Origin of the sequence: Pontibacter ruber (assembly GCF_023630205.1) — a bacterium.
Lineage (GTDB): Bacteria > Bacteroidota > Bacteroidia > Cytophagales > Hymenobacteraceae > Pontibacter > Pontibacter ruber.
The window spans coordinates 949350-964612 of record NZ_JALPRR010000002.1 but is presented as its reverse complement, the minus strand read 5'-3'; the positions used below and the strand labels follow the sequence as shown (position 1 = coordinate 964612).

General features: G+C 49.6%; 12 protein-coding genes. 3 read left to right on the top strand and 9 right to left on the bottom strand.

Features of this window, described 5'->3' with window-relative positions; genetic code table 11:
- Window positions 1-5: 5 nt before the first annotated feature.
- Window positions 6-536 (bottom strand): acyl-CoA thioesterase, encoded by a 531-nt coding sequence (locus MJ611_RS11000; RefSeq protein WP_250429818.1) that lies wholly within the window; start codon window positions 534-536, stop codon window positions 6-8.
- A 435-nt stretch (window positions 537-971) separates the two neighbouring features.
- Window positions 972-1634, bottom strand: a complete 663-nt coding sequence (locus tag MJ611_RS10995) for a protein-L-isoaspartate(D-aspartate) O-methyltransferase (RefSeq protein WP_250430046.1) — start codon at window positions 1632-1634, stop codon at window positions 972-974.
- A gap of 242 nt (window positions 1635-1876) precedes the next feature.
- Between MJ611_RS10995 and MJ611_RS10990 the strand changes: the two genes are divergently transcribed.
- The gene (locus MJ611_RS10990; protein WP_250429817.1) at window positions 1877-2464 is read left to right on the top strand and encodes a riboflavin synthase; all 588 of its coding nucleotides are present in this window, start codon (window positions 1877-1879) and stop codon (window positions 2462-2464) included.
- A 159-nt stretch (window positions 2465-2623) separates the two neighbouring features.
- Here the strand turns inward: MJ611_RS10990 and MJ611_RS10985 are convergent, their stop codons facing one another.
- The 4 genes from MJ611_RS10985 to hemF are packed head-to-tail and all read right to left on the bottom strand — an operon-like array spanning window position 2624 to window position 7464.
- Window positions 2624-3556: a DUF4249 domain-containing protein gene (locus MJ611_RS10985; protein WP_250429816.1), complete on the bottom strand. Its 933-nt coding sequence runs from the start codon at window positions 3554-3556 to the stop codon at window positions 2624-2626.
- 2 nt (window positions 3557-3558) lie between these two features.
- Window positions 3559-5931, bottom strand: coding sequence for a TonB-dependent receptor (locus MJ611_RS10980; protein WP_250429815.1), 2373 nt, complete (start codon window positions 5929-5931; stop codon window positions 3559-3561).
- Window positions 5932-5985: 54 nt separating this feature from the next.
- Window positions 5986-6561, bottom strand: coding sequence for a phosphatase PAP2 family protein (locus MJ611_RS10975; RefSeq protein ID WP_250429814.1), 576 nt, complete (start codon window positions 6559-6561; stop codon window positions 5986-5988).
- Entirely contained in the window at window positions 6562-7464 is a 903-nt protein-coding gene (hemF, locus tag MJ611_RS10970; RefSeq protein ID WP_250429813.1) for an oxygen-dependent coproporphyrinogen oxidase, read from the bottom strand.
- A 276-nt stretch (window positions 7465-7740) separates the two neighbouring features.
- Here hemF and MJ611_RS10965 point away from each other — a divergent pair, with 276 nt between their 5' ends.
- A complete protein-coding gene (locus MJ611_RS10965; RefSeq protein ID WP_250429812.1) occupies window positions 7741-9819 on the top strand; it encodes an alpha-ketoacid dehydrogenase subunit alpha/beta in 2079 nt (692 codons plus the stop codon).
- Window positions 9820-9986: 167 nt separating this feature from the next.
- On the opposite strand, the gene tamL is transcribed toward MJ611_RS10965, so the two are convergent.
- The gene (gene tamL, locus MJ611_RS10960; protein WP_449580847.1) at window positions 9987-12428 is read right to left on the bottom strand and encodes a translocation and assembly module lipoprotein TamL; all 2442 of its coding nucleotides are present in this window, start codon (window positions 12426-12428) and stop codon (window positions 9987-9989) included.
- A 13-nt stretch (window positions 12429-12441) separates the two neighbouring features.
- Between tamL and MJ611_RS10955 the strand changes: the two genes are divergently transcribed.
- On the top strand, window positions 12442-13194 hold the full coding sequence (locus tag MJ611_RS10955) for a TrmH family RNA methyltransferase (RefSeq protein WP_250429810.1): 753 nt from the start codon (window positions 12442-12444) through the stop codon (window positions 13192-13194).
- Window positions 13195-13250: 56 nt separating this feature from the next.
- On the opposite strand, the gene MJ611_RS10950 is transcribed toward MJ611_RS10955, so the two are convergent.
- Window positions 13251-14384 (bottom strand): outer membrane beta-barrel protein, encoded by a 1134-nt coding sequence (locus tag MJ611_RS10950; RefSeq protein ID WP_250429809.1) that lies wholly within the window; start codon window positions 14382-14384, stop codon window positions 13251-13253.
- A 10-nt stretch (window positions 14385-14394) separates the two neighbouring features.
- Entirely contained in the window at window positions 14395-15252 is an 858-nt protein-coding gene (locus MJ611_RS10945; protein ID WP_250429808.1) for a hypothetical protein, read from the bottom strand.
- Between the last annotated feature and the right edge of the window lie 11 nt (window positions 15253-15263).

Below are 15263 nucleotides of genomic sequence, written 5' to 3'. Positions count from 1 at the left end.
TTCGCTTATTCCTGTGTCTCTTTGATGTCGAAAATAGATCGGAGCTCATTGGCCTCGCTCGGCTTCATACGGCCGGCAAGTACAAGGCGCAGCTGTCGGCGGCGCAGCGCTCCATCGTATAATTTGATCTCTTCTTCTGTTTCAGGTATAGCCTCCGGCACATCAATCGGGTTACCCAGCTGGTCAACGGCCACAAAGGTGAAAAACGCCTGGTTCGACTTCACTTTCTTGCCAGATGGAATATCCTCGGCATACACGACAATGTGTACTTCCATAGAGGAATTGAAAGCACGGGTCACCTTGGCCTCCAGCGTTACCACATTGCCTAATTTTATACTTTCCGAGAAGGAAACGTTATCGACAGACGCGGTTACTACAATGCGGTTGGAATGTTTTTGTGCTGCAATGGCAGACACAATATCCATCCAATGCATCATACGGCCGCCCATTAGGTTGTGCAGTGTGTTGGTGTCGTTCGGTAACACCAGCTCCGTCATGATAACGTAAGAATCCTGTACTTTTTTCTGTTTACGCATTTAGGGTATGTTTAAACCTGGTACAAAGATACACCGCGGTGTGCAAACCATAAAAAATACTTTGGCTCCTGTGCAGCAAAGGGTATATAAAGAAACCGACCACAGAAGTATAATCTGTGGTCGGTTTCTTTATAAGATTAACACTATTGATTTCTGGTATTCCCCTCTTCACCTACACCCTGATCTTCAGCTCCCTCTTCATCACTTTCATTCTCATTTGCAGTATTTTCCTTTTTATACCCTTCAGAGGATCAATCATTGTCTCTTTATTGACAGGCAGGGAAAGCAAACGGACTGGCGGCCAGTCCCATTAACCAAATATACTTTTTCATAGCTTCTAAGTAAAGTTACCCGCTTTTATACTTCTTGCACAGGAAAGGGTTGGTATAATCCGGTAAGCTTAAGGCACTTAAGTATGTATAAGTGTTGTAAAGCTTACATGGTCTCCGCATCCCAGCCGGATTTGCCCAGCAGCGGCACGAACTTGAACGTGTCGAATTCTTCTTTGGTGAATTCAGTTTCTGAGGTACGTGTGATGCGCAGCATTTTCTGGCTCGACTCGCCGCCTACTGGGATCACAAGTATGCCTCCGATGTTAAGTTGGCGGATCAGGCTTTTGGGCACGCCGGGAGCACCTGCTGTAACAATAATTTTGTCGAAAGGAGCGTATTGCGGCAGTCCTTCAGAACCATCGCCATGAAAGGTTTGCGGAAACAGGCCATAGGTTTTGAAAAACTTTACTGCCTTGTCGTAGAGGGGTTTGTTGTATTCAATGGTATAAACGTGGGGCGTTATCTGCAGCAGCACGCTGCATTGGTAGCCAGAACCGGTGCCAATCTCCAGCACTTTATCGGTTGACTTTAACTTCAGCAATTCGGTCTGGAAGGCTACTGTGTAGGGCTGCGAGATGGTCTGACCTTCGCCGATCGGGAAGGCTTTGTCCTGATAGGCCTGCTCGAGAAAAGCTTTTTCGAAGAAGAAATGACGGGGAACCGTCTCAATAGCTGCCAATACCCGTTCATCGCGTATGCCTTTGTCTCTCAGCTGCTTTACCAAAGTGCGGCGCATGCCTTTGTGCCTATACAAGTCTGTCTGCATTATTCTTTCCTGATCGTTTATACTGTTACCAAAGCATTTACCACCGCCTCCGGCTATAATCATACCTATACATACAGCATAGCATCCGGCGGGGTTGGGCAATGCGAAAATACGGAACGAGGCGCTAAATCCCGTACCGTTTTTATACTTTTAGCAGCGGCAGCCTATTTAACACGGCCACTTTTGCAGAAATAATGAAAAGCTATCTACCTTTGAGGCAGTAGCACAACAGAGAAAAAAACATGTTTACAGGTATAATCGAAACACTGGGTCAGGTAGAGACGATCCGCGAGGAGGGCACCAACAAGCATTTTATACTTAGCTCCCCGTTTACGCACGAGCTGAAAATAGATCAGAGTGTGGCACACAACGGCGTTTGCCTGACGGTAGTAGCCATTAATGGCAACAGCTACACGGTTACTGCTATTGATGAAACGCTAAAGAAAACCAACCTCAATTCGCTTAAAACAGGAGATAAAGTAAACCTGGAGCGTTGCATGAGCGCCAACGGCCGCTTTGACGGGCACATCGTGCAGGGTCACGTAGACCAGGTAGCTGTTTGCGAATCGGTGGAGGACCAGAACGGAAGCTGGCTGTTCACCTTTAAGTATGATCCAACACTGGGTAATGTAACCGTAGAAAAAGGCTCCATCTGCGTAAATGGCATCAGCCTGACGGTAGTAAACTCACAGGAAGATCGTTTCTCTGTAGCTATCATACCTTATACCTACGAGCACACCAACCTGCACCAGGTAAAACCCGGCGACACAGTTAATTTGGAATTCGACATCATCGGCAAGTACGTAGCACGGCTGCTGGGGAAGAATTAAATTTTGAATGAGCGATTGTGTGAATCAGGTGAAGAGAAGTAGAAAAGTAGAGAGGTAAAGAAGTATAGAATCTTGTTCTTTTTGTTTTACTAATCATTAAAATCCTGATTCAGACAGTTGAACAGCCAATTTCGCTCATCCACTCATTCACACATTCACTCATTCCACAACTATAGTATGGTACGTGACAGCATAGCCGCCCCAGATGCCCAGGCCGCCGTTGATATTGGAGCGGGTGGTGTTGGGTGATCCGATGGGGCTGCCGTTGCCGTTCTGTTCGCTTTCCAAGGTAATCCAGAAGCGGTAATGCGGCAGATCGATGGCTGCCCAGCGCACGGTAATGGTATCGCCTCTGCCAAAGTAGCTGTAGGTGTCCAGATCCGGGTCCTTTCCTTTAGGCTCGCCGCGGTCCAGGGGGTAATCGATAACTGCAACGCCGTTAATGAGCTCATCGGTGAAAACAGAATTAAATACCCCCGGGTAAAATGGCTCGCTGTTGCGCTTGGTAAAATAGCGCACACTGTTGCCCAGGGTATCGGGGTCGCTGTAACGGTAGTAGAGCGTTACCAGGCTGTCTTTGGCTGGGTCGGGGTGTGGCACCACCCACAGTGAATCTAGCGGGTTGAGGTACGGAATCGTAGTGGAAGAAGTAAGCACTTTACCTTCGTGGCTTATCCGGAGCAGGTAACGTTTGCCCGTTTCCCCTTGTAGCTCTTCCGAAGTATAGACATAGAACACAAAGTTCGCATTGCCAGTTAATTGTTCATCCGATATGCCATACTGTTCCGACACTACTTTTCTTAGCTCAGGTGTAAAGGCAGCGGAAGGCACTTCTTTCAAAGTATAACTTCTGTCGCCGGTCGTAACGACCACCTGTGCGTTGTGTACAAAGCTTTTCTCCAGGTCGGCAGGAGCAAAGCCACTGAATACCGGAACGCTGCGGGTGAGCACCACAACCGGCGGCGCTCCCTGCTCGATATGCCCTTCCACCACCAGTTTCTCTTCTCCCTCCGGCACATCAATCGTCAGGTTTTCCTCACAGCCAACTAGCAAAAGAAGCAGAAAAAACAGTATATAAAATCTTCTCAGCATAGCTACAGGTTAAAATTCCAGGTGACAGATGGCAGCGGGAACGGGATGATCGACACTTTCTTTGCCTGCACGTTGGTGTCGTTGCCGTAAGGGGTGCCTTCGCTGTCGATGTAGTACAGGAACGGGTTGCGGCGACCGTATACGTTGTAAATGGCAAAGGTCCAGCTGGAGCTGATCTTTTTGCCTGGATTTCCGGCCAGTGTTGCCGAAAGATCTAGCCGGTGAAAAGGCTCCATCCGGAAGCTGTTGCGCTCGCCATACTGGTAGTTCACGGTGCCTTCAATAATGTACCTGCGCACGGGTAGCGTAGTGGCCTGCCCGGTGCCGTAAACAAAAGTAGAACCAAAGGTCCAGCGCGGATTATACTTGTAGGTGAGCACCAGGGATCCGTCGTGGCGCCTGTCGAAGCGGGCCGGAAAGGTTTTGCCCTGGTTCAGATCCGGGAACGTGCGGTTGGTATAGGAGAGGGTGTAGCCGACCCAACCCTGCAGGTCGCCATAGTTCTTTCGCAGGAAGAGCTCGACTCCGTAAGACTCCCCGCTGCCCGTCACAAATTCATACTCCAGATCACGGTTACTGGGGCCTGCGGCATAGCCTTCGCGGTATTCCAGCTGGTTCTCCATCTCCTTATAGTATACTTCCACCGAGCCTTCGTACTGGTTCTTTTTAAAAGTATGGAAATAGCCCAGTGCATACTGCGTTGCACGTTGCGGCTCCACCAGCGCCGAACTTGGCACCCACACATCCAACGGCAGGGTAGTATAGGCATTCGACACCAGGTGCAGGTACTGCGCCGACCGTGTATAACCTGCTTTAACAGAGGCCTGCTCACTGAGCTTATACCTGGCTGCAATACGGGGTTCCCAGGCATGGAAATCTTTCACCTTCTCACCATCCCCATACTTTACTGAGTCAACAGCCAGCTCGTTTTCGTCGTAGTGGTACAGGTTAAAAGGCCCTACTTGTAAGAAATAACTACTTCGCAGCCCCAGGCTCAGCAGCAACCTGTCCGTCACGTTCCAGTCATCCGATACATACAGAGCCGTTTCATGCGCAAACTTGGTGCGGACACGGCCGGTAGAAAAAGTCTCGCCTTCCTGCGTTTCAGCACTTCCGGTACGGGGGCGCAGGCTGTGGTAGGTATAAATAGCTCCATACTGCAGCTGGTGACGCACAGAAGGGGTATAGTCAAAGTCAACTTTAAAAGTATAATTGCGAACACCTGTTTCTACGGCCGTGCTGATGCCTCCATAGTCCCAGCCGAACAGGAAGTTATAGTCGCTTAGTGCTCCCGTTACGTTTACAAAATGTCGGTTGTTGAACAGGTGATTCCAGCGGGCGGTAGCCGTGGCATTGCCCCAGTGAAAATCAGCCACAAAACGGCCGGAGGAAAGCTTTAAGGAGCCAACGTCTTTGCCGTAGTAGCCACTGAAGTATAAGCGGTCCTTTTCTGTGAGCTGGTAAGTTATTTTACCGTTGAGGTCATAGAAAAAGTAGGGTACTCCGCCTTGTTCGGTATCACGCAGGAAGGGACTGAACAAGGCATCCACATACGTCCGCCGTCCGGAAACCATATACGAAGCTTTTTCCTTAACAAGCGGCCCCTGTACCGTAAGCCGGGAAGCGATCAGCCCGATACCGCCTTCGGCTTTTGTTTTTGTCATGTCGCCCTGCTTTATCTCGATGTCCAGTACCGATGAGAGGCGACCTCCGTAACGGGCAGGCATGTTGCCCTTCAGAAGAGTGGTGTTGCGGATGGCATCGCTGTTGAACACAGAGAAAAAGTTGAACAGGTGGCCGGGGTTGTACACCACGGCATCATCCAGCAGCACCAGGTTCTGGTCGGCACCGCCGCCGCGCACATAAAACCCGGTGTTGCCCTCACCACCCGATTTAACGCCCGGCAGCAGCTGTACCGTTTTTATGATATCAGCCTCTCCGAAAAGTACCGGCAGCGCTTTTATACTTTCCATCGGGAGATCGATCTGCCCCATGGCAGGTGTTTCCGTTACCGTTGGCTGCCGGGCACCGATAATTTCCACTTCCTGTACCTGGTACGTTGAAGGGCTGAGGCGGATATCTACTGTTCTGTTCTGGAACAGCTGTAAGGAGATTTCCTGCTGCTCATACCCTATGTATTTGGCAGCCAAGGTATAATTACCGGCCGGAGCCGACAACGTATAGCGCCCCTCCTGATCCGATACGCCGCCGACAGAAGCACGCTCCTTCAGAAAAACTGTTGCGCCGGCCAGCGGCTGTCCATTCTGGGCATCCAGTACACGACCGCTTACGGTAAACGGTTGCTGTGCCGCCAGCGGAAAAGCCGGCAGCAACAGGAGCACAAAGTATAAATAAGTATAAAAAAGTGTGCGCAAACCCGAAATGCTGTTGTAAGAGTTACGTCAGAAACAACAGTCTGTACGAAAGGTTTAACGAACGAGGGCGGGGTATTTGTTCAACAGAAAAGTATAGCCCAAAGAGCTTAATAAGGCCAATGTAGAGCCCAGTAAGGCACCTCCAATGATATCACCCGGGTAATGCACACCAAGGTAAATTCGGCTATAGGAAACGATGACGGCCCAGGCCACCAGTATTACTTTGAAAATCAAATAGCGGTCGGAGAGGATCAGGTTAAAGAAAACGGCAAAAGCAAAGCTCGTCGCCGCATGCGACGACATAAACCCAAATTTCCCGCCGCAGCCCCTCACCAGGTTCACCATCTCAGAAATTTCAGGATCGTGGCAGGGGCGGAGACGCGCAAAGTATGGCTTGAACAACCCCGATGCTACAAAATCTGCGAGACCGATGGCTGCAATTGCCATCAGCAGCATCGGAATGCTCTGCCGTTTGTAACGGTACACCAGGTAGCCCACCAGCAGCAGGTAAAAGGGTATCCAGACATACTTATCCGAGGCAAACACCATGATGGCATCCCAGAACGGACTTTGCTGATTGTTGAGGTAAACAAACAGCTCCTGGTCGAGCTTCTCTAACATCTGCACCATTTACTCCTGCACGTTAAGCCAGTCGATGTCCTTTTTCAAATATTGCTGCGTTTTTTCCTCCGCGCTGCCCGGCTCCGGTTGAAAGTTATACACCCAGGAGGCATGGGTCGGTAAGCTCATAAGTATAGATTCGATGCGCCCGTTGGTCAGCAAGCCAAACTTGGTACCGCGGTCGTACACCAGGTTAAACTCCACGTAGCGGCCCCGGCGGATCAGCTGCCACTGCTTTTCGCGCTCGCCGTAAGGCAGATTGCGGTTCTGGTTGATGATGGAAGTATAAAACGGGGCAAAGGCACGGGCCACATCTCTCACAAAGGCAAAGCGCTGCTCCAGCGTAAACTCCTCTGTAGCCATCAGCCTGTCGAAGAAAATGCCGCCTACGCCACGGGTTTCGTTGCGGTGCACGTTGAAGAAGTAATCATCGGCCCATTTCTTGAACTCCGGGTAATATGACGGGTGGTGTTTATCGCATACAGCTTTCATTGCCTCATGAAACTCGCGCGCCTGCTTTAGGTCGATATAGATCGGAGTGAGATCAATGCCACCGCCAAACCATGCCGTACCGTTGCCCGCTTCGAAGTAGCGCACGTTCATGTGCGTGATGGGAACCATGGGACTTTTCGGGTGCATCACCACCGATACACCGGTCGCGAAATAGCGCGGATCAGGCATCTCCAGCATCTTAAGGAACTGGGGCGACAGCTCCCCATGCACAGCAGAAAAGTTAACGCCGCCTTTTTCCAGCACATTGCCGTTCTCGATTACACGCGAAATACCGCCGCCGCCCTGCTCGTGCGTCCACTCATCCCGCAGGAAAGTGGCACCGCCGTCACAGGTTTCAAGGGCCTCGACAAGTTCGTTCTGGAACTGGCGCATGAACGCTTCAACTTCTTCTCTGAACATAGTTTCGTAGTATTTACTTAGACATTTAGACAAAGGATTATTTGACAATAGACTTTTTAAAAGGATGAATTCATCAGATGACATCCTTCAAAGGACAGTATATAATTTATATTATTTGATCATATTTAAACTGCACTTTTCTTTTGTCCTTTGTCAAAGAGTCTTTTGTCAAGGAGACGCAAAATTACCGAATAATGTGCGTTATACCCAGCAGCGCCTGATATTTTAGAAAGAATGCAGAATTATGTAACTTCGGGCAAATACAAGACCTAACCTATGTCAAAAGATACTCTGGAAGCTCTGAAGGTAGATGTTAGCCTACTGAAGAAAGCTTACCGCCTGATGATAACTGCCAAAACTTTGGCAGATACCTATGAAGAGAATAAATCGATTTGCAGCAAGTACGTACACAGCACCTCGCGTGGGCACGAAGCCATACAGCTGGCTGCTGCTTTCCAATTAAAGTCTTACGACTACGCCTCGCTCTACTACCGCGATGATTCGGTGTTGCTGGGCATTGGCATGCAGCCTTACGAGCTCATGCTGCAGCTCATGGCAAAGGCCGATGATCCGTTTTCCGGTGGCCGTACGTACTACGGGCACCCGTCCCTGAAGCGCGAAGGGTTTCCGACCATTCCGCACCAGAGCTCTGCAACCGGTATGCAGGCCATCCCAGCTACAGGCATGGCACACGGCATTGCTTACCTGGAGTCGCAGGGGCTGCTGAACGGAGAGAAGCGGCCGGTGGTGCTTTGCTCACTGGGCGATGGCTCGGTAACTGAAGGCGAAGTGGCGGAAGCGTTCCAGATGGCGGTACTCAAAAACCTGCCGATCGTGTACCTGGTGCAGGACAACGACTGGGGCATATCGGCTACAGGCAAGGAAATGCGCGCCATGGATGCATACGAGTATGCTGCCGGATTTAAAGGGATGGAACGTCTGCGCGTAAACGGTTCTGATTTTGCCGAATCATATGAAGGCATGCGGGTGGCGTTTGAGTATGTGCGCCAGGTACGCAAGCCGGTGCTGGTACATGCCAAGGTGCCGCTGCTGGGCCATCATACGTCCGGCGTACGCCGCGAGTGGTACCGGGGCAATAACCTGCAGGAGCACAGTGTAAACGACCCGATCCCGAAGCTTCGCCATGCACTATTGGAAGCCGGTGTGTCGCAGGACGTGATTGATGAGCTGGAAACAGAGGCAGTAAGCCACGTAGCAGCAGATTACCACCGTGCGCTGGAAGCACCCAATCCGGAGCCGGCCACTTTTGATCAGCATGAGTTTGCACCTACGCCAGTTACAGAAGAGAAAGGCGAAAGAAGCCCTGCCGGTGCCGAAAAAGCTATAATGGTGGACGCTGCCTTGCACGCTGTGGATGATATTCTGCGCACTTACCCGGAGGCGCTGTTCTACGGACAGGACGTGGGCGGCGAACTGGGCGGTGTGTTCCGCGAAGCGGCTTTGCTGGCCAAGAAGTATGGCGATGCCCGTGTATTCAACACCCCGATTCAGGAAGCGTACATTGTAGGCTCTACAGCCGGTATGTCGGCAGTGGGTGCCAAAGCGATTGTGGAGATACAGTTTGCCGATTACATCTGGCCGGGTATGAACCAGCTGGTAGAAGAGCTTTCCAAGAGCTGCTATCTGTCCATGGGTAAATTCCCGATCCAGTCGGTGATACGCGTACCGATCGGTGCTTATGGCGGTGGCGGTCCTTATCACTCCGGCAGCGTCGAATCCACACTGCTGACGATACGTGGTATAAAAGTGGTGTACCCAAGCAACGCTGCCGATATGAAAGGAGTGATGAAAGCAGCATTCCTGGATCCGAACCCCGTTATCATGCTGGAGCACAAAGGCCTGTACTGGTCTAAAGTAGCCGGCACCGAAGACGCTAAAACTACGGAGCCGGACGAGAACTATATCCTGCCGCTGGGCAAAGCCAATGTGGTGCAGTATGCAGATCAAGAGCAGATCAGGCTGGGCAACAGCATGACGGTGATCACCTATGGTATGGGCGTTTACTGGGCTAAAACAGCTTCCAAGCAGTTCCCGGGAAGTATAGAAATCCTGGATCTGCGCACACTCAACCCGCTGGACTTTGAGGCTGTACTGGCTTCGGTTCGCCGCCATGGAAAGGCACTTGTGCTAACCGAAGAGCCGCTTATGAACTCGTTTGCCGAGTCGCTGGCAGGCCGTATCTCCAAAGAATGTTTCCAGCAACTGGATGCGCCGGTTTATACGTTGGGTGCCGCTAACCTGCCTGCCATTCCGCTGAACGTGGAGCTGGAAAAGATGATGCTGCCGAACCCGGATAAAGTAGCCTCCTCCATGGAGGAATTGCTGAATTACTAAGTATAACCTCAACAAGTATAAAAAAGAAGGCCCAGCCAAGTATGGCTGGGCCTTCTTTTTTATATTATCTGTCTGAATCAGATGATCAGGTGGATTTAGATCAAATATGAGTTATAAAACCGCTTTTGCGATCCTGCTCATCTTTACAAATCCTGTAAATCCTGATCTTAGAACGGATATCCGATACCTATACTTAGATTGCTTTGGTTGCTTTGCTTAAAGAAATCTGAGAACCTGAAGTCATTGATAATAAACCGCTCGCCCGGTAGCCCTGCCGGATCGTATACTTTGGTAGCAAAATCAAAGCGCAGGATCATAACTGAAAAATCTAAACGAAGCCCAAAACCGGTACCGACAGCAATCTCGTTATAAAAACGGTTTAATTTAAAATCAGCGCCGGGCCTTGATGTGTCCTCCTTCAACAACCATACGTTGCCAGCATCTACAAAAAAAGCGCCGTTCAGGAAGCTGAAAATATTGAAACGGTATTCCGCGCTTCCCTCCAGTAATACTTCGCCGGGCTGCTCTGAGTCGAAACTACGTTCGGTTGTATTATTCAACGTATCGGTTTTGAAAGTAGGGTATGAGCCGGGGCCTAAGCGACGGGTTCTCCAGGCGCGCACACTGGAAGCTCCTCCGGCAAAGAAATACTTTTCATAGGGCATCACATTAGAACTTAAAATAGGGGAGCCGATACCGGCATTAAACCTGTACGCAAAATATCTATTGTTACCGAGTGGTATGTAACGCCTGTAATCCGGGTTAATACGGGCAAACTGAAATGTTTGCAGATCCCCGATGCTTAAATCCAGCCCCAGTTCCTTTGTCAGTCCGCCAACTTCTGCCAACGTTCTGAAGTAATGGGCATTGCGCGTTTGTTTAAAATCATTGGTATTGTAGATAACATTGAAGGACATATAAGGTGTGATGCCGCTCCTGAAACTAGCCAGCAAAGCAGAATCGCCCCTGCTTAGTTCGATTAGGCTATTAAAGAACTCCGGGGAAAACTCTGTTTCTTTTACCCGCGAAATATCCAGGTTTACAGGGGAAAATATATATTGAAGCGTAGGAGGCTGCAACGGCCGGGATGACTTTTGCCAAATATAATTCAGCGATAATTCGTACAGCCTGCGCTCGTATTCCTGCCTTCTTTCATCTGTATAACCGGTATAGATACGGGTTCGCGGACTGTAGTCGGTCAATAGTTTTTTATTGGTGAAGGGGGCCAGGATCACCGGAAAAGAAAGGGCGATATCTCCGCCAATCTCCCGTATCATGGTTGTCTGATTCACATCTGCCAGGTTCACCTGCCCCTCAACGCTTCCTCTCAAACCCAGGTCCAGATTCTCGGCACCGCCAAATATATTCCGTATCCGTAACCTTATACTTGAAAAGGGGCCAGGCCGGCGCTCTGTGTAAGTGAGTCCGAATTCTGTTGTTTCCTGGTACCGCTTGGACGGAACTGCATTGACGAAGGCATTCAACTGGTAATTACCTGTCGAGTCTATCGGGTTGTTTACTTTGTTATAGAGTACGTTGTTAAACTGGAACACATCCAGGTCAGCAAGCTTACGTTGCGTGGTGGAGGTTCGCAACTGGCTGTAGGGCTGACTTGGAAGAATATCTACCTTTTTATCCAGAATTTTGGTGGAGTACTTGTGATCGTAGGCGACATACTTAACGCCATTATAAACTATGGTGTCGCGCGGTATGCCAAAGCGGTCGGCATCCGTTTTAAAGTATACATTTTTGATGGTGTACACCCGGTGCAGGGAGTCGTTTTCCGGATTCTGCACAATGGTTCGTAGCCGTACAGTATTCCCTCCGAAACTGGTATCCGGCTCGAATTCGAGGTACGCACGTGCAAAGTCGTAGTAGCCGTTGTTACGCAGCACGTTGTACAGGCGGTCGCGTTCCTCTGAAAGCACCTGCTCATCATAGATATCGCCCGGCTTAAGTAGTGATCGCACCGATGCCCTCTTTACCACGTCCAGCACCGCCTCGTCGCGAATACCATAATCCAGGATGGTATAGCGGTAAGGTTCGTTCTCGGTGATGTTGAGCGTGATGTAGACGCGTTTTCCCTTTTCCTGCTTCTCATACTCCGCTGTATGTTTGAAGTAGCCTTTCGAGTTCAGGTAAATGTCGATCTGGTCCATCGTTCGCTCCATCAGGGTAGAGTCGTAAATGGCCGGAGGCTCACCAAGCTGCATCACAAAGTTTCCTTTTTCTTTCTTTTTCTGCAGGCGCTCCAGACGATTATTAAAGCGATCGCGAATTCGGGCTATTTTAGCGGGCTCCGTTGTGGCATTCTTAATTTTTTCATCTCGCTTTGCCTGCAGGCGCTGCATGCGCTGGTCTATTTTCTCGGGGTTGTAAAACTTTTTACCGAAGTTGTAAAGTGCCAGGTAAGGGGTAGAGCCAAAGAGCAAACGGTTAGGTTCCTGCTGGTAAAGCCCCTGAATAGCAATGGGATCTATGCTTTTCAAACCTTCCGGTTTTATACTTACAAGCAACTGCTCGTCCTCACCCAGATTTTTGGTAGGCACACAGGCTGACAAACATAAAATTGTAATTACCAGACCGAATATGTAAAATCGTGACCTCAAATTGTTGCCAGCTATGTTGTCCAAAGCAGTTATAAAGTATATAAAATCGTTGCAAGTAAAAAAATACCGCAGCCAACACCAAGCTTTTGTAGTGGAGGGCGCAAAAAGTGTGCAAGAGTTACTGCACTCCGATTTTGAACTGCAACACCTGTACGTAACCGAAGCATTTTACAGGGAACATACAAAAACGCTGGCGAAAGGTTTTCAGTACGAAATTGTTACGGAAGAGGACCTGGTAAAAGCCGGCACTTTTGCGACCAATAATGCCGCCCTGGCCGTTGCCCATATGCGTCGGTTGCCCCCGCTACAGCTAGAGCCCAATGATTTTATACTTGCCCTGGATGACATACGGGATCCGGGTAACCTGGGCACCATTATCCGCATTGCCGACTGGTATGGCATCAGCAAAGTGGTCTGCTCCGAAACCTGCGCCGATTTTTACAACCCAAAGGTCATCTCTGCCACCATGGGTTCTTTTACCCGCGTTCAGGCATATTACCTTGATCTGGCACAATGGCTGGAGAAACAGCAGTCAACCCACGCAATCTACGGAGCGTCACTGGAAGGCGAAAACCTGCACCGCATGCAATTGGAGCCGAAAGGCATTGTTGTGATGGGCAATGAAGCCAACGGCATACGACCGGAAGTTGCCAGCCATATCACACACCTCATCAAAATACCGGCTTTTGGCAAAGCAGAGTCGCTGAATGTGGCTACGGCAACTGCCATCATCATCGATAACTTTATGCGCAACAGTACCCGCTAAAGCAAAAGAGGAGCTGGAAAGCCCCTCTTTTGTCTCACTTAAACAAACAACTAAATTTAGTTTAGCAGCCTCAGGCCAAAGCTGATCACGTTTACCTTGGGACCACGGTTATCCTTGAACAGGTCGTTCATGTTATATTTTACAAACAGGTCCAGTCCGCCATATCCGATTACACCTTCCAGGCCGTACTGGAAATCACTCAGGTTAAAATTATCCTTGGTCTTATCTTTTTCAGTATTTCCATCCAGTTCATACTTTAGTTTGGTGTGGCTGCCCAGCCGGTAGCCACCAAAACCACCCGCGCCAATCTTAAAACCGTCCTTTCCGTTCTCACGCTTATACTTCAGCACAGCCATAAGTGGGATGTTTACAGAAGAATGCGTCAGCTTTGATTTTTCGTAGTTCAGCTCTGTCTCTTCCACAAAACTGGTAACTCCGTTTATATCCTGCACCCTAATGTTATCGTCAAACATGTAGTTGTTGAAGGCAAACTCGAAACCCGAAGTAAGGTAAAAAGGGCTTTTACGGCCACCTATCTGGGAGTTCAGGTGCATGTTCAGGCTTACATACTTTGAACCGGTTGTCTTCAGGTCAGGGACCTCGTTATCATCCGCATTCACGAAGTTATTGAGGCCCAGGTCTACGTCAAAATTAAACTTGGTTGCCTTGTAGTGCTTTTCCTCGTTGGCGGCACGGGTGCTGTTGCGTTCGGCTTTGTCGGGCACATTTACATCCACTTTGGTGTTTTCTCCATCTTCTTCGATCTCTACATCAATCTTAAAATTCTTGTTGATGCGGACTTCATGGCGCTCCTTGGTGGTTTTTCCGTCTTTGGTGGTTTCCTGTACCGTAATGGTTATTTTTTCGGTTTTTGTAGTATCACCTGTAGCGGAAGGCGACATGGTAACCGTCATTTCATTTGATTTCAGTTCGCCGGTGTTTTCCATTTTCTCTACCTGCTGTGCATACTTGTTGAGCACGCGCATCAGCGAGTCGAGGCTGTAGTTCTGAAAAGCCTGCAGTTGCTGCATGTTCTCCAGGTAAAGCACCATTTTAGCGCCGTTGGCCATTTTCACCACAATAGTATCCTGCTTTCCAAAGCGCTCCGCCACGGTTGGGCCGCCCTTAGCGGACACACCGGTAGCTGCAGCCATTATAATGGCCGTTACGAGTAGTAGTAATCGTTTCATGATTTTAAGGTTAAAGATTGATGACTTTTGAGATTTTCTGTTTTCCGATTTTTGTTTCTAAGGCAACTCTATCGGCGTTTATACCCAGGGCGGACAGCTCCACCGGCTCGCCGTTAGACAGGTTGCGCACCTGCTTGAAGATGTTCTTTGCCAGACGTCCTTTCTTCTTCAGATCACTCGGTTCCTCTTGCTGCGGGGCAGGTTCTTCGGTGCGGGCATTGGCGAACTTAAACGTAATTTCCACCGGCTGCGCGTTGAGGTCTTCGTTTGTATTTGCTGCTGCCAGCACTACAGGTGCCTCAGGCATAGTGGTAACGGCAGGTTCAGGCTTGCTTTCTTCACGGCCTGGCTTTTTATACTTTGGTGCAGCAGCTAGGGCACGATCCGTTAAAGTTTGTTGGCGTTCTGTTCTCTTAACAGCAGGAGATTTGATTTGCGTTTTCAGCTCTGCCTTGGCTATCATCTCAGGTTTTTTTAGCTCTGTCACAGTCTCTTTGGCAGCTTCTTCCTGAAGTATAACTTTATCCTGAGTTTCGGTACTGGCAATTGCCTGTTCAGTTGCTGGCTCTTCAGCCGGAGCTGGCTGCTGGGTTTGTGCAGCAGGCGTTTGCTGCGCTATGGTACCGGTAGCGGCAGGCTCCTGCTTCAGATTGTTGAAGAGAATTCCTACAGTTAAAAGTATAGCTACAACTGCGGCCGCAGCCTGGTATACCCACATAAAGCGTTGCTTCTCTTCTTTTTGTGGCGCTGCAGCAGGCATTTCGTCTTCAATGCGTTCCTGCAGTTTGCTCCAAAGGTCGGTAGGGGGCGTGGGGGAGCTGTTCCCCAGGCGCTCTTTAAAGAGTTTATCTATGTCTTCTGGTCTCATTTTTCCTCCTT